The sequence below is a fragment of the Pseudomonas hydrolytica genome, from assembly GCF_021495345.1.
Lineage (GTDB): Bacteria > Pseudomonadota > Gammaproteobacteria > Pseudomonadales > Pseudomonadaceae > Aquipseudomonas > Aquipseudomonas hydrolytica.
In genome coordinates this window covers 1,282,377-1,304,605 of the sequence record NZ_CP099397.1, presented here as the reverse complement: position 1 = coordinate 1,304,605, position 22,229 = coordinate 1,282,377, and the positions used below count along the sequence as shown (strand labels likewise).

Sequence of the window (22,229 nt, the reverse complement as noted above, 5' to 3'; positions counted from 1 at the left end):
CCCAATTCTTTGACGAACAAAAAAAAGCGCCCCCAAAGGGGCGCCAAGGAACCATCTCTCACCAAAGGAGCGGGAGCTACCAAGAGATGGACTGGAGAGAGCGAGCAGGACGGCTGCGTTAGTTCATGCGCTCAATCGTCTTGCTCACTCTGAGCACTTTGGGACTTCTGCTGCTCAACGGCGTTGTCACCATGGATACGCTGTTGATTCTCACGGAATTGCTTGACGGCATTGAGAGAGCGCTCAGAGCCATCTTCTGCAGAGGCAACCATGCTGGCTGCCCCCAGAAACACGATAAACAGAAACTGGGAAAAAACTTTCATATGCACCTCGGACTGACTGAGCAAATATGGAAACGAATGCTTCGAAGACAGTCCCATGTTACGGATCGGCACCTAACATGAGCATGAGGTTCAAATTACAATCTTGTCAGAGAGGGGCGGCTATGCCGCCCCTGAATGTCGTTACAGCACCTGAAGCGGATACTCGACGATTACACGCACTTCATCGAGGTCGCTTTCGTAAGCAGTAGCGCGAGTGGTCATCTGACGTACACGCACGGACAGATCCTTCAGAGAACCCTCGAGGAACACGTATTTGACCTCAAGGTTGCGCTCCCAGCGCTTCTGATCGGTCAGCGGGTTACCGGCACCATCCGTGCGCATGTAAATGCTGTTGGCATTGGAGTAATCCGCATCACGTCCCAGCGCGTAACGCGCCATGAAGCTCAGCCCTGGCACACCAAAGTCAGCCATGTCCAGATCGTAGCGCACCATCCAGGAGCGTTCCTTGGGCGAGTTGAAGTCGCTGTACTGAAGGGAGTTGTCGAGGAAGATCGAGTCGGACTGACGCAGGTAGTCAAAGTCGTCATCGCCGTTGTTACGCTGGTGAGAGAGCGCTACACGGTGAGCGCCGTACTTGACACCGATGCTACCGCTATAGATGTTGTTACTGAAATCACCCAGCTGCTTCTTACCTTCGTCGGTGGCGTTGTAGTAATTCAGACCACCAAACAACGACAGATCCTCGGAAAGTGGGTAAGTCCACCACATGCCAGCGTAGTACTGATCCCAGGCATCCTTCAAACGGCTGCTGTAAAGGCTGAAGCCCAGGTTGTCGTTGAGCTCGTAGTCACCACCAAAGTAGCCGACCCAGGGAGAGTCCACCTGCCCAGCATAGAAGGTCGCGAAATCACCGCGTGAAGTGCTCTCCTGCGGTTGGCTCATGGCATGTAGACGACCGCCTTGCAGGGTCAGGCCCTCTATGCTTTCGTTGACGACCGTCACACCTTTGAAGCTCTGCGGCAGCAGACGAGAGTCCCCGTAGTGCACGACGGGCGTGGTTGGGAATACGTCACCGGCCTTGACGACCGTATCAGCGAAGCGCGCCTTTACCGCGGCCCCCACTTTCGAATACGAGTCCTCGGCACGATCATCGCTGTCGACCGGGAACATGTTGACACTACCACCGGGACCATAACGTCCATCACCGGTATCAAGCTTCAGGCCCAGTCCGGCATAGGCGTCAATGCCGAAACCAACGGTTCCCTGAGTGAAACCGGACTCGAAGTTAGCCATGATGCCGTGCCCCCAAGCCTCGGTGTAGCTGCTGCGCTCACCGCTGGGTAGTACCCTGGCCTCCCCTTTGCGAAAGTCCCGGTTGAAATACATGTTTCGGTTAAGAATATTCAGGCTACTTCCTTCGATGAAGCCTTCGGCAACCTGAGACTCGGATGCCTGAGCCATCGCGCTTGCACCGAATGCCAACGCGGAGATGATCGCCATGGTTAGAGGACTTTTTTTCATGCATTGCTCCTGATGCTTACCGGCAGTTCTGGGATTGTCATAGGCCGATTTCTTCTTGTGGATTTGGCCCCTCTATCCTTGCAACCTCCAGATAACTCGAAGATGAGCGCTGCATTACAATTTCGTAATCAAAGAACCTCTTCATTTCCAGGCTGTCACGAAGCCATCAATCTAGATGATGGCAAGCCGCTCTAACGGCTTTATCAGCCCCTCATGCTGGCGTACTCTGGAAGCATCATTATGAAAATTGGTGAACTTGCTAAGCGAACTGGCTGCCCAGTGGAGACCATTCGTTACTACGAGCATCAGGGATTACTACCCAGCCCCTCACGCAACAACAGTAACTATCGTTTATATAGTCAGCTGCACTTCGAGCGCCTGACATTCATCCGCAATTGTCGTGTACTCGATATGACATTGGAAGAAATAGGTCGCTTATTGGCAATGCATGATCGGCCGCATGCGAGTTGCGCACTCATTAGTACATTGGTGAAAGAACACATCGCTCATGTCGAGGCACGCATTCAGAATTTGCAGGCACTGCATGCGCAGTTGCGCGAATTGCTCGGGCGCTGCAAGGGAGGAAGTGAAAAAATGGCATACTGTGGCATCGTACTCCAGTTGAGCAGCCACGGTAGCGGTTCGTCTTTATCAACCGCTGAAAAAAACGAATTGAAGTGAATCATGTTGCCCCTTCTGCACAGAACAGAAGAGGCAACTTTCCATGGTTTAAAGCAGTGGCAAGCTGTACGTCACATAAAGCCGATTCTCATCGACGTCTGCCCCAACATTGCCACGCAGACTGGCATTGCGCAGAGAGAAGCCGAGTCCCTTCAGTGATCCTTCCTGCAGAACGTAATCGAGGCGCAGGTCACGCTCCCATTCGTTACGCTCACCCTGTGCGCTGTCGACGTTATCACCCGACAAATACATCACCGAGGCTTTTAGCCCCGAGATACCCAGCTTGCCAAAATCATAGGCATAGCCGGCCAACCAAGTGCGCTCGCCAGCACTGAGGAATTTACCACCACGACCGATCTGCCGATCGGTGATCAGGTAACTGGTTGCCCCGTCGCCAGCATTCAGGTACGGGAAGGCGCTATCGCCGGACACCTGCTGATAACCCGCGCTCAGCTCATGACCGCTATGGCTGTAGGTGAACAAGGCACTCCAGGTACGGTTATCTACCTCACCACGCTTGCTGTCACCGACCGTCCAGTAACCGTTGCTGCGATAGCCCTCAGCCCGGCCGCTCTCACTGCTGTTCTTGCCATCGGAGGTGCTGTAGAAGTAACGCAGGTCGGTCTTGAGATTGCCACCGCCCAGTGCGTAGTTGTGGATCAATCCCAGGAAATGTTGCTTGTAGAAATCTTCCAGATTGCCGAAGTAATACTGAGCGGTGAGATCGTTGGTGACCTTGTAGTCGCCACCCGCGAAATAGAACGTATTGACGAACTGTCCAGTGGTTGCATTGTTGGATCCGGCGATGGACAAGCCACGTGAGTCAGTCGAGCTCCGACCTTTTGCGTGCTCCAACTGACCGGCTGTCAAGGTCAGCCCTTCGATCTCGTTGGAGACGATCTGACCACCTTCGAACAACTGCGGCAACAGGCGACCATCGTTGAAAGTCACCACCGGCAACTTCGGCTGCAGAGTGCCTAGGCGCAACTCGGTCTTGGAAAGACGTGCCTTGGCCGTTACACCGGCCTTGCTATAGTCACTGACCGCAGAACCATCGCTATCCAGCGGGAACAGGGCGCCAGGGTTACGATCAATACCTGCCTTGCCCGACCGGCCACCGCCATCGAGGCGTACCCCCAGCAGGCCAATGGCATCAATCCCCAGGCCGACCGTCCCTTCGGTGAAGCCAGACTGATAGTTGAGGATGAATCCCTGCCCCCACTCCTGAGTAGATGGAATGTCGCGATCACGCACATCCTCATTGAAGTAGAGGTTGCGCATATCGAGCGTCGCCTTGCTGTCTCCGAGAAAATCGGCGGAAGCAGCCTGACTGAGTGCCGCCGCCGTGATGGCCAGTGCCAGGGTGGATCGTTTCATGCTTTATTCTCTAATTGTCATGGGTGAGGCATCGTTGTTCTTGTAACCATGTTGTCGAGTTCGCCATGTAGCTTCACTGACCGTCATCAGGCAGAAACCACTGCCACCGCTCCTCGAACGCAGCCTGGATCAACGCCACCAGCCCAACGACGTCCTCGCGCTGCGCGGACAATGGTGCGCAGGACAGCCAGATCGATTGCCTCATGGGCTGCGTGAAGAGGGTGGGTAGCGATTGCAGGTTCGCATCGAGATGAGTGATGTAGTTCGGCATCAGACCAACGCAGGCGGCATGCTTGACCAGTTCCATCGCCCACTGCTGAGAATGCACTCGCGTCACTGCGCTGCGCCTTGAGTCCACCAGAGCATTCCACGGTGAGAACAGGGCCGATGTCGGGATATCGGCCTGCTGAACCAGCATGTAGTCATTCAGATCTTCGAGGCTGGCGGGGAGGCGCCGCTCACGCGCATAGCGCTTGGCTATGCACGCCTGAAAGTCGATGCAGGCCAGACGCTGCGGTCGCGTCATGGCGAAACCTGGGTCGGGTCGAGTCTGATTCGGATCGGCCAACCAGATCATGACCTCACTCTGCATTAACGGGCCACGTTCCTGGCGGATCAGTTCCAGGTGCACACCAGCATCCCTACGCAGAAAGGCCACCAGATGCCGTCCCAGAATATCGTTGAGCACCCTGTCGGGTAACGCCAAACGAAGCTTGGGTTTTTCAAGCAACGCGGCCTCTGGCCGCAAATCTTGATACTGGGCAGCCAGCTCTGCCTGCAAAGAACGACCGCGTACCGTTAGAGCAAGGGCGCGCTCCTGATACACGAAGAGCGCCTCTCCAACAGTTTTCTCGAGCCGCTGCAACTGCCTGCGTAGCACCATGGGAGGCAGGTTCAGACTGCGAGCAGCCTGCTTAAAACTGGCACAGCGCGCAGTCGTCAGGAAGCTTCTGGCCACCTGCCGTTCGACCTCAGCCACGGCAGCCCCCATAAGCGCCGTCCGGTATTCGATTCGATGTGTGACCCAGAAGCATCATGTAAGGCAGATGAGAAGTGATTGCGTGCAAGCAAGCCTACTCACCACCACCTATCACCAGCCTTGCTGGAAAATTACTTATCTGTAATGCGGGAACGTGACCCTCACCGAGCACTCAAACTTCGGCTGGTCTAGCTGGATCGCCCTTACCTTCGGCGTAGGGGTCATCACAGCCTGCGGTTTCACCAAACGGTAATTGAAGTGAAACCACCCACGGACGATTACCGAAAAGCCCCAACACCCGCCAACTCTGGGCTGGCAGAACCAGCCTACACCCCGCAATCAAAACGTCACAAAACAGACCAATAACCGTCACCCGAACTGCAAAGCATCGCGTCGCCAACACCCAGCACTCGGCGATAAGGAGCCATGCATGTTGATCAAAAGCACCCAACTCTCCCCACTAGCACTCGGCATTCTGCTAAGCCTGCCGGCCTTCTCGGTAATGGCCGGCACGGTCACCACCGATGGTGCTGACATCGTTATCAAGACCAAAGGTGGCCTGGAGGTCGCGACGACCGACAAGGCATTCAGCTTCAAGATCGGTGGGCGTCTACAGGCCGACTATGCGATGTTCGACGACTACTACACCCGTAATGGCAACGCTGCCGATGCGGCATACTTCCGTCGCGCCTATCTGGAATTGGGTGGCACTGCTTACAAAGACTGGAAGTACCAGGTCAACTATGACCTGTCACGAAACACCGGTAACGACAGCGCAGGTTATTTCGATGAAGCCAGCGTGACCTACACTGGTTTCAGCCCCCTGAACATCAAGCTCGGGCGTTTCTACACCGACTTCGGCTTGGAAAAGGCTACCAGTTCCAAATGGACGACAGCCCTGGAACGCAACCTTTCATACGACCTGGCCGAATGGACAAATGACAACTCGGGCATGGGCGTACAGGCCAGCAGCGTACTCGCTGACAGCGTGTTCCTGTCAGGCAGCGTTTTCAGCGAGAACAATAACGATACCGACGGCGACAGCGTCAAACGCTACAACGCTCGCGGCGTTTTTGCGCCGTTGAACCAACCGGGTAACGTTCTGCATGTAGGCCTGCAGTACGCCTATCGCGACCTCAGTGGCAGTGCAGTGGATACTCGCATTCGCTCGCGTATGGGGATGCGCGGCGTCGATACCAACGGTGGCAACAGTGCCGGCGCCAACGGCAACCGTGCGCTGTTCGGTGGTAGCGCGGCCACTGCCGACCTCTGGGAAGACGATGCCGTTTGGGGCGTAGAAGGTGCATGGGCACTGAATGCCTTTTCGATTCAGGGCGAATACCTTAGCCGCACACTCAAGGCCGATCAGGCTAGCAGCGATATAGACGCCAAGGGCTACTATGTGCAGATGGCCTATACGCTCACAGGTGAGCCGCGCCTCTATAAACTCGATGGAGCCAAGTTCGACACCATCAAACCTGCCAACAAACAGTTGGGCGCATGGGAGTTGTTCTACCGATTCGACTCGATCACCATAGAAGATGACAACGTGACCAGCAGTAGCGCGACGCGACAAGTCGGCGATGCAAGCGGCAAGGCTCACACCTTGGGCGTCAACTGGTACGCCAACGACGCGGTAAAGATCAGTGCCAACTACATCAAGGCCAGCACCGACAAAGTTAGTAACTCGGTCGGTGATGATAGCGGCGACGGCGTCGTCATGCGCTTGCAGTACGCTTTCTGAGTCAGTCGCTGGCAGGTGCCCTCACCTGCCAGCCCCCTTTCGCGATTGTAATTTTGGCGCAATGCCTGGGTAAGGGACGAATCGCTAATGTTTGCCCTGTAAACACTAGCCAACGGGCCTACTCATGAAACTGCTCAAACGCCTCCTTCCGATCACTCTTCTGCTGGCTGCTGGCTGCACTTACGCACAGTCCTTTCCAGAGGACAAGGTCAGGCAGATCGAACAGAAGAGTGTCGAGATCGCTCAGAAATATGCCGAGCGCACCGGCAAGCCAGTGCCTGAAGTTCAAGACTATAGCTACAGCATGAAACTGAACGTAGCCAAAGTCATTTATCAGAGCCCGAACATTGAGTACTGCGGCGCAGTACCGATGATCATGGTATTCGAGGACTCGAACGATGAACTACGCAGCATCCGCTATCGAAGTTATGGCGAGTGTCGCAATCAACGCTGACAGCCAGCCCCCTTTTCAAGGGGGTATTGCATAAAGCCCACGCAAGTTCTCATTAACTCAGTTTGGTATGCTCGGCTTCGTCGATGAAAACGTCGCGACCACACCGGATTTAAGTCCGCCAATCAGCCATCTTGACGCTCGGCAAGCAAAGTAGGCTGGTCTCGCCTCGCCCTTGGATAAACGCTTCCCTGCTAATAGCAGATTTGAAGTCATCAAATCACAGCAAGGTCGATACCGTTGCTTTTACACAAACAGGGGCAGAAGAGGGTATCCATTGGCGCTAAAGCCAGCGCCTGAGCCTCACCCGCGCAGCAACTCTTGGCCGGCTCAAACTGGACTGGCGTAGCGGTCGGTTCGGTGATACCCAGCAACGGCTGTGGGCATTGCTGCGGCTCAGGCGCGCTGGCTCGCCACTCTATCCAAGCCTCGCGGATGATCTGCCCGGCGGAGTGCAGGAACAATGCGGCGATGGCCAGGCCGACGAGGATGTCCGGCCACAAGCTGCCTGTCAGCGCGACCATGCCTGCTGCGATAATCACGCTGCTGTTGGCCAGCAAGTCGTTACGCGAGCAGAGCCAGGTCGAACGCATGTTCAGGTCATCGGAGCGATGGCTGTAGAGCAGCGCGAAGCAGTAGCCATTGGCGATCAGTGCGAGTGTGCCGATGACACCCATCAAATCGGCAGACGGCACTTCTTGCAGTATCAGTTTGCGCAGAGCATCGGCTACCACCAGCACGCCGAACAACAGCATGAACCCGCCTTTGAACAGCGCGGCTCCGGCTCGGGCTCGAATACTGCGGTGCAGGACGAACAGCGTAAGGGCATACACCGACGCGTCGCCGAACATGTCCAGCGAGTCACCGAGCAGCGCCGTTGAGTTGGCGATCCAACCGGCGATGAACTCCACCAGGAACATGACGGCGTTGACGGCCAGGACGATATAGAGCAATCGGCTCTGTTTAGCGCGCAGTTGGGCCAGTTCGCCGGCCTTGTTTTCGCAGCAGCTGTCCATGATCCGTACCTCGTTCGCTCGATCTTGTCGTTAGAATGAGGGTTATAGCTACTATAAGGTCAAGTGCCATGAGTACGACGAACTTCACTGTGGGCCAACTGGCGCGCCTAACCGATACCAAGGCGGTAACCATTCGCTACTACGAGCAATTGGGCCTGCTGCCCATGGTTTCGCGCAACGATTCCGGCTACCGCCAGTACACAGCGGAGGAACGTGATCGGCTGCTGTTCATTCGTCGCAGCCGCGCCTTGGGCTTCAAGTCTTAACGACATCCGTCAGTTGCTGGTTTTTTTCCGACCACCGCCAAGCGTCATGCGCCTCGGTGGATGCCAAGGTGGCCGAGCAGTTGGAGCAGGTGAGATTGCGCATCCGCGACCTACAGGGGCTGGAGAACGAACTGCAGCGCTTGCTGTCCTGCTGCCATGGTGGGGTAATCGAGGAATGCCGGATTATCGGGTCGCTGAGTCAGCAGCGCTAAATTGATGAACTCGAAGGGCGAGCAGGCGAGCGGCTAAGTAGACCAAGGGAGCAGCCCCTTCGAGGAGCCTATTCCGGTCAAACGCTGACGCCCGCCTCAACCGTCTCTCCACACCACCGAGCACACCTTCCCAGGGAATAGTGCTAGCAGCGTACCAATACCAAGCTACCGGAGTACAGGTTGCCCCTTACGCAGGCACTTCGCTCCCTTCGGACGCAAGCTCAGCCGCTGAAACCGCTTGACCAGATAGCTCATCGCATGATGGACATTGTCACGAGCCTGTTCGTCACGACGGTGGATCATCCCGATACCGCATTCATCACCGTACTGGGCTTTGTCCTGATTGCAGTTGTGGTAGCTACCTTTACCACGGGTGATCTGCTCCCACAGAGCACCAATCTGCTGCGCCTTGTAGATGTCCCCCCGCAGCATGGCGCCATTGAAGAAGAAGGCAGCATGGATGTGGTAACCACGGCGCTCTCCTTGCTCGACACGGCAGATGTAGCCTGTCTCATGCTCGAAGATCGGATTGCGTTCACGTGCCCGGATCAGCCGCTGCAGATCCGCAAATACATGCTCAACCCGCAGCCGGGCCTGAGCTGCAGAGCGATAGTACAAATCGACCCTGATCACCAGAGTAGTGGCGTAGCGATCCAATACCTGGTCAACGTACTCAGCTACTTCATGGGACTGCTGGCGTTCCTGATACCTTGCGTCATCCCTACGACGACGGTAAATGCGCTCACGAGTCAGTTGACGGATACGGTCAGCAAGGCGGTTTAGCGTATCGCTGTAGTCACGGTACTGTGACGTTGCTTCATCAAAGGAAATGATCCCTGCCAACGGACTATGTTCCACGCCGACGTCGTAACACGCCCGTTGAAACAGTCGCAGGTAAGGTCCGTAGTGGTAATCATCGCTGTGGCTGACCAACTCAAGCATCTGACCGATGTTCTCGAAGTAACGAGTGAGCTTGGTACGTTTGACCGTGCCATTAGCAGTAAGCGACTGCACGGGCCCATCGCTGTGTTCCAAAGCTTCAACTAGGTCTTCGATCTGGAGTGCGATATCGGATTGCGAGAGGGTTTTTGATGCGTGTGGATGGCTCATGGCTTGTCACCTGTGTTGTGTTTACATAACAGGTGCCATGTCTGTCTTTTTTTACCGTTTAACGCTTGCTGGGCTGTTGCTGTGTGATCAGCAACAGCATCTCTCCGTGCTGCAGTAGTTATTTACGACGATTACCTGTAATAGCGTATTTGGTTCTAGTTGATTGATATATAACTGGAACAAGCATACAACAGATCAGCAACGCACCGAGAAGCAGGGAGCCCAGAATAAAAACCTCCCCGAGCGCCAAGAGATTTCTCAAAACCAAAGTCAAGGGAGTTACCTGAGGCAACCTTCTTCATCGGCATAAAGGCTGCGACCATTTATAGGTCGCAGCCTTTATGCCACAAGCTCGAAACACTAGCCCGCCATATCTCGCTCTTTGATACGGGCCATAATCCACTCTTGAATTTCGCTCTCGAGAAATCCGATTGACCTATGGCCTAGCGAAACAGATTTTGGGAACTTCCCTTCTGCGAGATATTTATAGACGGTCGACCTAGCAAGGCCAGTTAGGTGGGTGACTTCTTTCAGACGGATGATCCTCATGAACGGTCTCCTGTAATACGTTCAGAGGATTACCAAGCGTTGTAAAAAAGTACTGGCGCCCGAGCCCAGAGCAGCCAGCTAGACAGCCGTCGCCGGCTGGCTTATATTCTGTCGCGCCGCACATCTGAGTCTCAGCGTGCGGCACCCGCCACTCAGAGTTGGGCCTGGAACGTCACACCAGCAACTACGCTTCGTAGCGCTGGTGCAGTTTTCGCAGAAAACAAGACCACCATCCCCGTACCTCAGGCATTCCATGCCTTTCCCTCTTTGCCGAAGGGAAGGCATGTGCAAATCGATAGCGCTTGAGCTCCGCAGCCACTGCATGAGCCTCCAAAAGCCTGATCGACTGCTGCGTTAGGCCTTTTTCCTGCGTTTTCGCGTGGGTCTCAGGCTGAAAAGCTTTTCTGGCTACCCCCTAGAAGCTACCTAGGTTCGTCCTAGGTTTAACGTAGATGCTAACGAGGTTTACCCTATGAACCATGACAACTCAGAAAATAAAGCAGCAAAAAAGCTTGCAGATATTCTTTCCAGGAATAAGGAAGATTCTCTGAAGCAGGCTGGAAAAGGAATAGTCTTCGATAACGAAGAATACGAGCTCGCCGCCAACCGCCAAGATAACTATCTTGAAGATTTGTTTAAGGCACGCACTAGCAACATGCGCCTTTTCAACTTCGCCTGGCTCTTCTTGCAATTTAAAGAAGACGCAAAATTTGAAGAATTTAATTTCGGAAAAAAAGAAAGCACTCTCGACGACATCGAGAGCTTCATGCTGGATGTTCTCACCAGCCATAAAATCGCGAGTGCCCTTGCAGAAGAAATATTGCGTGAGTTTAACCGCCGAGCAGTTCATCCAGAAAAATTGACCTGGGCCATTGGACCGCGCACGTCCAGGTGGATTAAGAACAAGATCACGCCTTTTGATCGCTACCAGATAAAGCGACTCCCTAATATTTCTGGCCCGCAACTCACCCAAGCGATATTCGACTTTATGGACGCTGATCTCAGTGCAAAGATTGCGCACTTGGAGGAGCTCAAAACACAGTGGGACCAGAACCTTAAAACGGATCACCACCTTAAGTGGCTTGATGATAAGGTGCACGGCAAAGAGCGCCGGGAACTGGCATGGGCTGCTCTTTGTGACAAATACCCAGACCGCTTTAACGTTGTGCGTGCTCCCAGCAAGCATCAAGATTTTCTGGAGATCTTTGACCAACTCGCTGAGGAGGGCGTCTCGAAACGAGACTTCATCAAGAGCCTAAAGGGGAAAGAGTCCAAGCTGAAAACTGCCAACAAGGGCAGGAAGGCTAAGAACCTCGATATTTTGCTCGAGAATCACCCGCGACTTAAAAAGCTGGCAGAGCACTGGGCAGTACCGGAGTGCATAGCGCTGGATAGGTTGATCTCTGAAGCCCACGAGAAAGAGTTCGGGAAAGAGTAACCTTCGGAGGACTGAGCCCTTAACCTCAAATGAAGCCCCGCGTCGAATGAGGCGATGCGGGGCTTTTGTCTCGAGGGCAAGCACTGTCATCCCGACCTAAGACCTCAGTGCCTGCTGCTGGAACCCAAAGGGCTAAGCTTGGTATTCCAAAATGTATTCCACGAACAATTTTAACCGAGACTTTTTCTTTAAAATCATAAAGATAGAGAATCATTTCAGATTACCCCGGCCACCAAATAAGCCCTGAAACCCGTCTAAAACGCGGGTTTCAGGCACGATTTGATGGCACTGGATTTCACACAGTCCAACTGTGAATCCAAATAGGTACGCCATCATGTCCAAGCGTCAAAGCAAAACCGGTGTTCAGCACCTGGTCTATCAAGCCAAAACCGGCTTCCAGTACTACTTCACCTTCCCGAGCTATATCGGCAATCACCCGCAGCTGCCGGCACAAATCCGCTGGTCACTCGGCCATGATGAAGCGCTCGCACGCGATCTCGCCCAATATCTCAACCCGCGCTTCGAAGATCTGCTTAGGCGCAGCAGCGCCGCCACGATTGAGCTGCACCCTGATGGCTTTCTGTTAAACCTGGCCACTGTTCACGCTGAAATCAGCCGTTTTACCGAAAGCCACCTGAAAATCTGGGCGCTCCGCCCTGCACCTGCCGTACTGGCCAACTCTGACCTGAGCGCCGGGCATGAGCGCCTGCTGAAAGAGTGCCAAGAGCACACCGTGCTTTATTGCAACGAGCCGGGCGGTGAAATCCACTTCGCCTTGTATCCGAGCGAAGCCCTGCGCCAAGCCCTCAAATTCGGTTTCACCCGTTTCGACTGGCCGCTCGGCACCAACGACCACGTCACCGCCAACGCGGCTGCGGCTTACATCTACAGCGCCATCACAGTGCTGGAAACTACCCCAATGGCCAGGAACGTCTTCAAAACCGGGCATCCGCTTATCACGATGCTGTCGCTCTACGAGTACCTGTGTTTTGCACGCCCCGACCAAGGCCGCCATCTGCTGCATATTCCACCGGGCCTGCCACGTTCCGCACATAGCGTCATGTTTCACCTCAGCCGGATCTCGGGACACCTCGACCGCCTGACACTCTGCCAAAATTTTCAGATTCTTCAGGAGGAAAGCGGGCTCTATACACTCCTTATTCCGCTGACCGGCGCACGACTCACCGGTGCGCCTCGTCATCCCGATGAAATGCGAGTCGAGCTGCTGACTAGTTCGCCGATCCTGGCGTCGATCCTCTTGCACTTCAGCCTGGGTCAAATCGACAAAATTCTGGTGAAAAGTTTTATTGAAGCTCCCTCAGCTGATGCCTATGAGCGCGCCCTGCAAGAAATTCAGGACCTGATCCGGCGCATGCTTGGCCCAGTACCGCCAGCCGAGCCCATGTACACTCTGCCGGACATGAGCGCGGCCAACGACGCAGCCACAGCGCCCCAGGACGCTGGCACGCTCGCACTGCTGAATGCCCTCGGCAGCGTTTTATCACCTGCTCAGAACGCCAAGCTACAAGCCTTGTTTGAGACGCCCACCTCAAACGACCTGCTGATCCAGCCACCACTCACTCATGAGAACTGCCGGCACTTCGGTGCCCTCACCCGTGAGTTCGAAGAGCGCCAGGTACGCGAAGGTGCGTGGAAGAATCCACGCACCCGCATCACCATGCATGCGCGCTTGGAGGGACTGGCCGAACTGATCGGCGGACATCGCCCACTCGCCACCCTGACCCGGGCTGACTTTAATGCCTTGCGCGACCAGTTGCGCAGCTACCCCAAGAACCGGCATCGCTTGCGCGCGACTCGCCATCAGCCCCTGAGTCAGATTATCCAGAGCGGCAAGTACGAGCCCTTGAATGCTAGGACGGCGAAGAAGTTTTTCGAGCTGGCACGCGCACTCATCGGCTATGCGCACGACCAAGGATATTTGAAAGAGAATCTGGCCGCAGGCCTGACGTTCAGCACCAAAGGCGCCCCCTCGCCACGCAAGCGCACCTATAACCCCAGGCAGATCGAGCAACTGCTGCAAGGCCCAGTCTACACACTCAAAGCACCGCCGCGCTGGCGCTTGGACGACTACCGCTTTTGGCTGCCACTGCTCGGCCTGTATACCGGCGCTCGCTTGAGCGAGCTTTGCCAGCTTCAGCTTGGAGATATTCGTGAAGAGCTTGGCATTTGGGTAATCAGCATCAGCAGCTCTGGAGCGCGACAGCTGAAAACGGTCGACTCGGAGCGCCTCGTGCCGCTGCATAAGGTCATTCTTGAAGCCGGGCTCCTGGCGTATCATCAGCAGCGCTTGAAGGCGCATGGTGGTGATCTGTCGGCGCCGCTTTTTGAAAATCTCCGCGTGTACGGCGACCTTTCGCCCGGGCACACAGCCAGCCGCTGGTACCGAGGCTCAGACAAAGATGACAAAGGCTACCTGGGACAGTGCGGACTCGGCGATGACGAGCTGACCTTCCACGGCCTGCGGCACACGTTCATTCAGCAGTTCCGCCGACAGAAGTTGGACATGCTGATTGGCAAGGCCCTGGTCGGCCACGCCGACCGCAGCACCACCGGCGGCTATGGCGATTGCTACCCGAGCTATGTGCTGAAAGAGGAGCTCGACAAGATCGACTTTGAGGCCTCGACTGCGCACATCCACTACAGCCACTACAGGGCGCTGCAAGCCGAGCAAGGTGTCTTTCGCATTGGCCGCCCGGCTGGCGTCGACAAGGCTAAAACCACCAGCTGGACTGAAAAACGGCACTGGCAATCCCGCATCACCCGATAGTTGAGGCGGTGCGGGGAAATCGCCTTCCCCGCACCAAAAACCTATTGACAAACTGTCAATACCTGGAAATAATCAGAATAATTTGCCAATACTTTATTTACTGGTTTTACATCCAGTGATATTGTTGTGCCTCAATTAACCAGAGAGGCACTTATGAATGCGCTGAACCAATCCCACATCTCCGTCCCAATCAACCACGGCCTATCGTTAGCATTTGCGGCTGGGCATGATCCGAAAATCTTGGAACTGGCGATGCCACACCTCGCCAAGATTTCTGAATCGATTTATCGTCACCACAACTCGCCGCTGCTGGCCGAGTTCATGGATAACGTGCTGAGTCGCTTCCTTCGAGAGAACCCTCGCAACGCAAAGTCGGCATACCAACTCAGCGCCAGAATGGCCAAAATCAAGACCGTGCTTACTCAAGATGATCCCTTGCGCCGAGTAGCCAGCCTAAGCAATCGCGATATCCAAACGCTGAAGGATGAGCTCCCAAAGCTGCTCAGGCAGAACAACGCATCGAGCAACCAGGGCGATACCTTACAAGCCTACTACCGGCTGTTTAATCGCATGCTGGATCAAGCAACCAATGATCACTGGATTGATGAAGACCTCAAGATCAAAGGCTGCCAGACCACCAAATCGAAGATCACCAAGTCGTTCCTCGACTCAAACCTAGTAAGCCTCTTCAATAGCTGGCCCTATCAGGCATACGATTCGAGCACACCTGCAGCGCCAGTTCTCCAAGATGCGCAGAGCTATTGTTTTTGGCTGATGCCGCTTGGACTCTTCACTGGAGCCAGACTCAACGAGCTCTGCCAGCTACGCGCCCACGATGTGATCGAAGACGCCCATGGCGTGCCCCTGATCAGCATCAACGACAACGGCTTCAATAAGTCGCTGAAAAATGAGCAATCGAGACGCGAGATCCCAATTTCCTCGAAGCTGATCACAATGGGCTTTCTCGACTTCGTGACGGAGCGCCGTCAGGCCGAAGGTCCGGATGCTCTACTTTTTTCAGAGCTGCGCTTTGACGAGAAACACCTCTACTCGCGCGCCGCGAGCCGCTTCTTCTGCGGTCCCGAAACAGGCGCCGGATTTATAGGTCAGCATTGCCCCGTGGCATTGGATGGCGGCTTTAATTTTAAAAGCTTCCGCCGCACGTTTGCAGTCCGGCTTGAGAAGTCGAATGTACCGGCAACTACCATTGCACATCTGCTGGGCCATTCTGACGGCAAGCTCGAAGTCACCCAAGAGCACTACCTAGACAAGCCGCAATCCGTGCTTTTGCTGGATACTCTGGAGCGCCACCTAAGCTACAACCTGCCCTTAGGCGACATAAACTGGGAGCATTTCAAGCATTTGATGAGCAGCCAGGCAGGACGCAGCAAACGTGGCCGGAGAGCGAGGAAGACGTTGCACTAGCCCCTTCTTAAAGAAGGGAACCATTATCAGCTGGAGATGATGCGATGAGGGATCAATAAGGGCCGCCGTAAGTGCGGCCTTTTTGCATTATTAGAAAGCATCTAGGCATCAGCGATATTACTAACCTGCCGCAGAGCGCTGATGCGACCAAAATGCCACCGGCACTGGGTCATCACATACGGCTACGACCCCAGCTTTAGACTAGCAACAGGCCACTACATGTGCCGGCATACCGGGACTTACTGTGTATCAGAGACACCTTGATGCGACACACCTGGGCTGTCGCACTCTCACGCTGCGATACGCTCCCCTTGTCGCATGAACGGTCTGCGACACACCCAGCATATCGCACATGCGGTTTACGCCCCCCATACGGTGCTTCAAGCAGCATCCGCAGTGTGATCGCAGATTTGCGACACAACCTTCGTGTCGCACGGTCTGGCCTGCGATATTCAGGGTGTATCGCAGAACATCAATACGACACTCTCGGTCTGTCGCACGCTCGCATTGCGACACTCCAACCATATCGCACTAAGTTATTGCGATACACCATGCGTGCCGCACACGCGGTTTGCGACACCTGGATCGTGCCACTAGAGGCAGTTTGAGTGCCTGTAGTGGCACTGGAGGAAGCCGAAAATGACACCGCACTGGTCTCAAGTGGCGCGAAACGTGCCAAAACTGGCACTCCTTTTTTTGGTTATATTATCGCTGCAACCCTTGTAAACACTGACTTCGGTGACTTTTTTCATAACCAAATCGCCACCGCATGGCTAGCATTTTTGAATGCAGCTTTTCTGCATGGGCCATGACACGTTTACTGGCGCCGAGTTCGTCACTTCAGCGCCTCGTGCGCTGGCTACTTTTTGAACTTGATCGCAAACGGCATGAGCAGCTAATACACCGCACCACCGGCAACGCCGCCTTTTCAGCCCGGCATGCCGGGCTGGCTAAGCTTTGACAACAAACGTTAGGGAGGGGGCGTACTTGAGGCAGCCGTCCAGGCGCATCTTCAAGTACGTCCCCTCCCCCCATACTTGAAGCCTTCAAGTATGGGGCAGTTGGGTGTTTTTCCACGTAGCCATGGTTTGCGAAACGAATGTGAAGCAAGCCGAGCGGAGTGGAAAAATGCCCAACTGCCATCGCGCAGCGACAGGCTTTGTTGTCAAAAATCAGCTTGTTTCATTCGCTGCAGGTGAATGGCTGGCTGGTCTTTCGATGCCATGCATGGCTAGCTCTAAAACCAAACAGCTATCTAAGTAGGCGCAGCCCTACATCCGGCCTCGCACAACACCTTCGCCTGAGGCATCACCAACTGTGCGTCCTCTCCTGCAATGGGTCAGCCCACAAGAACACTAATACAAGTCGGCCACTCCCCTCCTGAGACCATGCTGGCATCTTTGTACTTCGCCAGCATCTGCATCGCCTGCCCCTTGCAATCGCTGTAGAAGTCGAAGCCCATTTGATCACGCTGAGGCATGCGGCCACGCCAATAGCCCATTCCTTGATCAAGAAATATCTTGCAGCGCTTTCCTGAGGCCCAAATCACGGAAATCTCCCTGCTGTGCTGTAGATCCCGGGCGTGCTCTTTGATGTCGATCTTAGGCTCCAGGGAGAATTGGCTACCCAGCCATAGGCTAAGCACGGCCTCTTGATCCGCTGCATCTAACCAGTCATGCGATGTCAGCGAGCTCATCTGCCCAGGGCTGGCAGCGAGTGTCTGGATGCTAAGGTTCTTGAGCTCAGGATTTTTGAATATATCTAGGAAACCGCTGAGGAGCATCAACGACCAAGGCGACTTCAGGTATCGATCTGAATAGCTAAGGCTTACAGCTCTGTCATTCGCTAGCAGTTCAGCAACCTCTGGAGCCTGCTTACCGATCAGTGCTTGCAGCCGTTTACCCAGATCTCGCACAGGCCCATTCAGCTCAGTGGTGACCTGGATGACCCTGGCGTCCTGCTCTTGCCGACGCCAGCCACTCGTGTCGATGGCCTTGCCCTCGAGGCCGGGTAATTGCTGTGTACTGACCCAGACAGCACTGCCGTTACCCTCCAGCCATTGAGCACCGGGCATGACTGGAGCCGGATCGTTACAAAGCAAACTTTTGCAAATATCTCCAGAGGTGATTTGAGTCGCCAGGAAGAGGCCGTCGGGAAGAACCCCTCTGATGACCTCGAGCACCGTCACCCCTAGGTGAGCCAGTACCGACAGGCTGTTCTTCAGCTCGCTACTGAGTGCGACGCCTGCAGGTAGTGCAATTCTGACTGGCAATTTGTCTGCGAGCTGCCAGGTTAAGAGACGCTCGCGGAATTCAGGGTGATCGATCTCCCAATCATCTGCTTCGCCCTGCAATAGCACTGTTATCGAGTTGCCACCAACACTCCGGTCGATTTTGTTGATAGCAGCGTTCAGGTAGCGCAGCGGTCCAACTGAACAGTAACGCGCCCCAGGAACCCTTGAAAGATCGCCTGGCAGTTTCAGATGCTCAATCAAACCGGATTGCTGGATCCACTTCAGCGTCATTCTGCGGTCCAGTTCCTCCCGCTCAACCCGGCTGTCTTGCCCTGCCAAGCAATGAGAACAGACATTCTCGCAGCTAACAGGGCACTCGAGCTTCGCTCGGGCTTTCTCCAGCAAACTCGACAGATCTTCTAATCCAGACAGGACGAAACCAGCACCGCCACTGACTTCGTCGAACAACTGAATCACACTGCGGGCCTGGCCGCTTTCCAGATCCTTGTCCAGGCGGAAACCAAACCCCATCTCTGTAGTAGCTATACCGAGCTGATCCGCAATCACATCACGCATAGCGACTGCCAGTGTCATGGCGATAGCTTGCTCTTTAGTGCTGGCTCCCAGCCAGTGGCCTGTGAGAGGGCTTCTCAAGAACACTTCCAACACGTCAGTGTGAATCTGGTAGCCAAGAAAAATACTGGTTTGTACGGATGAGCCTGGGCAATCGTGCTCCTTGTGACTACCCGTAATACCGCCCACCGGGCGATGCGATTGATCCGGAAGAAGTGTTTTCGGAATATCACCTGATGCCAGCATCGACTCAGCGCGGCCACAGATCATGCAAACGGCATAGCCTTTTTCATGCTCACCGGAGGAATGATGGAAAACGCTGCCTCCATGGCCAAAGCGTACGAAACCGCAGCTAGGGTCGGGTAGAGCAATGTTGGAACCGGCCACCTGGATACGCGGGCGCTCGACCCGGATAAATTTTTGCGACGAGATATCGTTACTTGTTGACTCATAGAAGTCAGTGACAAACCCACCTGGGCGCAGGACCTTGCGCTGCTCGGAGAACGGAATGTGGGATGCACAATGCGTACAGGTCAACTCCGCGCTGTTCGTATAGGCGTTTTCTTTTACGCCTGCGGCTCCACAGTGTGAGCAACGCCAGGCAATATCAAATTTTTGCGCCTCGTTCACCTGCCCAGAGGCATGCCACTGCAGGCTCACGCCAGCCGACCGATAGACCCGACCATCGATGACCACCTGCGATCCTGGAGCATACTCACGAATGGCGATGTTCAGCCCGCGTGACGGCAGCTCCTTGTTGTTGAAGACGCTGTCTTCACGACTGCTCTTCCGCTCGCGCTTATGCTTGAAGTCCTCGATATTGTAGGTATTAAGTGTCACCACATCGGTGGGAAAGCCATACCCCGGCAAGAAGGCGCGGGCGGCAAGGTCTCGGAGCAGGTACTCATCACAGTGCCGTTTCTTTTCCAGTTCGAGAGCTTTCTTGTAAGGCTCGTCCTTGGCAGTCAGCTGCTTGTGATTGAGCTTGCGCAACTCCTCCAGCCAGCAGCTCTCAATTTCCTGAATGGCGTCTCGGGTACCTTCGGAAAAGCGCAGAATGTTACGGATGATTGAGCAGGCAACCAGGCAGAACTGGCTGCCCTGCCTGTCGCATGACGTCATGAGCAAAGCGTTTAGAGGACTGATCGGGGCAACCACCTGAACCAAAACGCCTTGATCAATCCAGTCAGTTCAACTCCCCAGAAAGGATTTGAACGCAAAAAACCCTCCCTGTACCGCGCTAAGCCTTTGAAGTGAAAATCGATTTGGATGCGCTCTTGACGGAAGGCTCAAGGTTCCTATACTGCTCAACGACTGAGTGAAATCCTACAAATCAGTTTTCCGAGGCCAAGCGCCTGAAACGCTGATTTGAGCTGGGCATTTGTGTCTTTGGATTCAAATCCCCCCGGCTCCACCAATTGAAGCAAGCACAAACCCCTGATCTTCCTAGAGAATTTCAGGGGTTTTGTGTTTTCAGGGGCTACGAATGTCCCGAAAGTGTCACGGCAACTCCGTGGTAATCAGGCTGCCGCCGCAACAATACAACTCGACATATTCTGACGAGCAAGCTCTTCTGGCTGTGCTCCCAATAAAGCGCTGCATCGCGAACGCAACCACCGCTCGCCCGGATCACTGTGAGCAGCCCCTCTCCAGACCATCGACAGCTCTTGCTGAGGAAGTACCACTGGCACGGCTTCAGCTCTCAAGCCCCCCGATCCAGACATGGCCTGAGCAACATATTCCGGCACGATGGCAATCATGCTGCTGCCTTCAAGTAGCATGGGTAAGGCGCTGAACTGCGGCACAGCGAGGACGACTTTACGTTGACGCCCAAGCGAATGGAGGGCCCGGTCGGCATTCTCGATAACGTTGCCCATGGACGACACCACGGCATGGGGCCGCCGACAGAACTCTTCCAGGGTCAGTGCGCCAACCTGTGAGTCAGCCCGCAGCAACATCGGGCGAATCGACCGTAAATGCTTACTCCGCGCATTGGCCGGCAGCTGCAAGGCATGGCTGATGCCAAGCGAAATCTCCCCGGATGCAAGCAACTGGGGCAATTGCCATTGATCGGCGCGACGTACCACAAGCCTTATGTTCGGTGCATCGACGCGTAGGCAGCGCAACAGAGTGGGTAACAAGGCGTATTCGACGTCATCGGAAAGACCAATATGAAAAGTGGCTTCACTCGTTGTCGGGTCGAACGTCTGACACTTGCCCAACGCAGCAGCAATACTGTCGAGAGCAGGCGTCAGGTTGGAGAAAATTTCCTGGGCGCGGGATGTAGGCTCCATTACCCGCCCGGTGCGAATGAACAACGGGTCATCGAACAGGTGGCGTAGGCGCCCCAAGGCAGCGCTGACTGCTGGTTGCCCAAGGAACAGTTTCTCGCCGACACGGCTAACATTTTGCTCGTGCATCATGGTTTCGAAAACTACCAGCAGATTGATGTCCGCCCGACGCAAATCATTTCTGTTCATCATGTTAGGCACCTACGCAGAGTTGTACATTTTTGACTGTCGCCGATCAGGCTGTGAGGCGACGCTGCTTGAACACAGTATTGCTGTCGCGATTAACGATGGGCTAGTGTCGCTCTGCGCCTAGCTGTGTCGCGGAATGGGGAACGCCGGATTGAATCTCGAAGACCTGCAAACATTTGTTGAGGTCGCTGATGCTGGCGGAATCTCAGCCGCCGCACGCCACCTTGGAGTTTCCAAATCAATCGTCAGTCGGCGACTGTTCCGACTGGAAGCGGACCTTGGCATTTAGCTTCTCGCACGAACCACCCGCGGTGCGGCACTTACAGAAGCGGGTATGACATTTCGGGAACATGCGGCCCGAGCCAGTGCCGAGATTGAGACGGCCAGGGAAACGATTCTTCCCACCGGGGATCTTCGTGGTCGATTGCGGGTCGCAGTGCCGCTTTCCTCCGGCCCGATACACTTTGCCCCTGTGCTTGCTGAGATGGCACGCCGCTACCCTCGCCTTCAGATTGATGCGGCCTACGGAGATCGCTTCGTCGACCTGGTCGCGGAAGGCTTCGATTGTGCCATCCGGGTCGGAGCCCTACGCGACTCGAACCTGCTGGCCAAACGCGTGGGCCAGATTTACGGCAAGCTCGTCGCCAGCCCGGACTACATCAAGGCACATGGAGCACCCGAGACGCCGGACGAAATCGCCGCCCATCAGGCGTTGCTCGGCGCCGAAAGTTGGCGCTTCATGGATGGAAACAAGGTCATCACCGTGCAGCCGCAGGGACGCTTCAAGAGCGATAACGGCGCGGCGCTCGCCGGTGCTGCGGCAGCGGGGCTCGGTATTGCATGGCTCCCCGATTGTGTCACTTACGAATATCTGGCGTCCGGCGCACTCGTTCCGATCATGACTCGCTATCCACTGCCAGTAGGAGACGTTTACATCGTGCGGCCGCCCAGCGCGCACCCAGCGCAAAAAGTGCGCATCCTCTCGGAGTTGCTGATCGAATCATTTGAAAGTAATCCGCCGTTTACAGATGCGATGGCCAAGGTTGCAGCGACACGCAACCTTACGCCTGGCTGATCACCACCGAACTGCGAACACAATCAT

The 22,229-nt window shown here is 55.1% G+C and carries 18 protein-coding genes and 1 pseudogene; 10 read left to right on the top strand and 9 right to left on the bottom strand.

Annotated features, from left to right (window positions below; translation table 11 throughout):
• Positions 1-131: 131 nt before the first annotated feature.
• Complete coding sequence (locus L1F06_RS05930) at positions 132-323, bottom strand: hypothetical protein (RefSeq protein ID WP_021488260.1); 192 nt, start codon at positions 321-323, stop codon at positions 132-134.
• A gap of 141 nt (positions 324-464) precedes the next feature.
• The gene (locus tag L1F06_RS05925; RefSeq protein ID WP_031306429.1) at positions 465-1,805 is read right to left on the bottom strand and encodes an OprD family porin; all 1,341 of its coding nucleotides are present in this window, start codon (positions 1,803-1,805) and stop codon (positions 465-467) included.
• A 240-nt stretch (positions 1,806-2,045) separates the two neighbouring features.
• On the opposite strand from L1F06_RS05925, the gene cadR reads away from it, so the two are divergent.
• Positions 2,046-2,486, top strand: a complete 441-nt coding sequence (cadR, locus tag L1F06_RS05920) for a Cd(II)/Pb(II)-responsive transcriptional regulator (protein ID WP_021488258.1) — start codon at positions 2,046-2,048, stop codon at positions 2,484-2,486.
• Between the two features lie 48 nt (positions 2,487-2,534).
• Here the strand turns inward: cadR and L1F06_RS05915 are convergent, their stop codons facing one another.
• Both L1F06_RS05915 and L1F06_RS05910 read right to left on the bottom strand, forming a co-directional pair.
• Positions 2,535-3,863 (bottom strand): OprD family porin, encoded by a 1,329-nt coding sequence (locus L1F06_RS05915; RefSeq protein WP_129483452.1) that lies wholly within the window; start codon positions 3,861-3,863, stop codon positions 2,535-2,537.
• A gap of 73 nt (positions 3,864-3,936) precedes the next feature.
• Complete coding sequence (locus L1F06_RS05910; protein ID WP_037020081.1) at positions 3,937-4,842, bottom strand: LysR family transcriptional regulator; 906 nt, start codon at positions 4,840-4,842, stop codon at positions 3,937-3,939.
• A 502-nt stretch (positions 4,843-5,344) separates the two neighbouring features.
• Here L1F06_RS05910 and L1F06_RS05905 point away from each other — a divergent pair.
• Both L1F06_RS05905 and L1F06_RS05900 read left to right on the top strand, forming a co-directional pair.
• The gene (locus tag L1F06_RS05905; protein ID WP_231976627.1) at positions 5,345-6,586 is read left to right on the top strand and encodes an OprO/OprP family phosphate-selective porin; all 1,242 of its coding nucleotides are present in this window, start codon (positions 5,345-5,347) and stop codon (positions 6,584-6,586) included.
• Between the two features lie 124 nt (positions 6,587-6,710).
• On the top strand, positions 6,711-7,040 hold the full coding sequence (locus L1F06_RS05900) for a DUF2790 domain-containing protein (protein ID WP_003241486.1): 330 nt from the start codon (positions 6,711-6,713) through the stop codon (positions 7,038-7,040).
• Positions 7,041-7,252: 212 nt separating this feature from the next.
• Here L1F06_RS05900 and L1F06_RS05895 read toward each other — a convergent pair whose 3' ends face one another.
• Positions 7,253-8,053 carry a cation efflux transmembrane domain-containing protein gene (locus tag L1F06_RS05895; protein WP_003241483.1) on the bottom strand — a complete coding sequence of 267 codons (801 nt, stop codon included), beginning with the start codon at positions 8,051-8,053 and terminating at the stop codon, positions 7,253-7,255.
• A 68-nt stretch (positions 8,054-8,121) separates the two neighbouring features.
• Between L1F06_RS05895 and L1F06_RS24985 the strand changes: the two genes are divergently transcribed.
• On the top strand, positions 8,122-8,319 hold the full coding sequence (locus L1F06_RS24985; protein ID WP_021488257.1) for a MerR family DNA-binding transcriptional regulator: 198 nt from the start codon (positions 8,122-8,124) through the stop codon (positions 8,317-8,319).
• Positions 8,320-8,375: 56 nt separating this feature from the next.
• The gene (locus tag L1F06_RS24980) at positions 8,376-8,531 is read left to right on the top strand and encodes a MerR family transcriptional regulator (RefSeq protein ID WP_021488256.1); all 156 of its coding nucleotides are present in this window, start codon (positions 8,376-8,378) and stop codon (positions 8,529-8,531) included.
• Between the two features lie 165 nt (positions 8,532-8,696).
• Here the strand turns inward: L1F06_RS24980 and L1F06_RS05885 are convergent, their stop codons facing one another.
• Complete coding sequence (locus L1F06_RS05885; protein ID WP_012017828.1) at positions 8,697-9,641, bottom strand: YagK/YfjJ domain-containing protein; 945 nt, start codon at positions 9,639-9,641, stop codon at positions 8,697-8,699.
• A 360-nt stretch (positions 9,642-10,001) separates the two neighbouring features.
• The gene (locus L1F06_RS05880) at positions 10,002-10,190 is read right to left on the bottom strand and encodes a helix-turn-helix transcriptional regulator (RefSeq protein WP_003241473.1); all 189 of its coding nucleotides are present in this window, start codon (positions 10,188-10,190) and stop codon (positions 10,002-10,004) included.
• Between the two features lie 472 nt (positions 10,191-10,662).
• Here L1F06_RS05880 and L1F06_RS05875 point away from each other — a divergent pair, with 472 nt between their 5' ends.
• From L1F06_RS05875 to L1F06_RS05860, 4 genes are all read left to right on the top strand, one after another.
• Positions 10,663-11,628 carry a hypothetical protein gene (locus L1F06_RS05875; protein ID WP_003241471.1) on the top strand — a complete coding sequence of 322 codons (966 nt, stop codon included), beginning with the start codon at positions 10,663-10,665 and terminating at the stop codon, positions 11,626-11,628.
• A 334-nt stretch (positions 11,629-11,962) separates the two neighbouring features.
• The gene (locus L1F06_RS05870; RefSeq protein WP_129484183.1) at positions 11,963-14,416 is read left to right on the top strand and encodes a site-specific integrase; all 2,454 of its coding nucleotides are present in this window, start codon (positions 11,963-11,965) and stop codon (positions 14,414-14,416) included.
• Positions 14,417-14,569: 153 nt separating this feature from the next.
• Positions 14,570-15,841, top strand: a complete 1,272-nt coding sequence (locus L1F06_RS05865; RefSeq protein WP_129484184.1) for a tyrosine-type recombinase/integrase — start codon at positions 14,570-14,572, stop codon at positions 15,839-15,841.
• Positions 15,842-16,458: 617 nt separating this feature from the next.
• Positions 16,459-16,653, top strand: a complete 195-nt coding sequence (locus L1F06_RS05860) for a hypothetical protein (protein WP_129484185.1) — start codon at positions 16,459-16,461, stop codon at positions 16,651-16,653.
• Positions 16,654-17,180: 527 nt separating this feature from the next.
• Here L1F06_RS05860 and L1F06_RS05855 read toward each other — a convergent pair.
• On the bottom strand, positions 17,181-19,769 hold the full coding sequence (locus L1F06_RS05855) for a DUF1998 domain-containing protein (RefSeq protein WP_129484186.1): 2,589 nt from the start codon (positions 19,767-19,769) through the stop codon (positions 17,181-17,183).
• 398 nt (positions 19,770-20,167) lie between these two features.
• Positions 20,168-21,130: a LysR family transcriptional regulator gene (locus L1F06_RS05850; protein WP_129484187.1), complete on the bottom strand. Its 963-nt coding sequence runs from the start codon at positions 21,128-21,130 to the stop codon at positions 20,168-20,170.
• 148 nt (positions 21,131-21,278) lie between these two features.
• Here L1F06_RS05850 and L1F06_RS05840 point away from each other — a divergent pair.
• Positions 21,279-22,202, top strand: a pseudogene (locus L1F06_RS05840) (LysR family transcriptional regulator).
• The last annotated feature ends 27 nt before the right edge of the window (positions 22,203-22,229 follow it).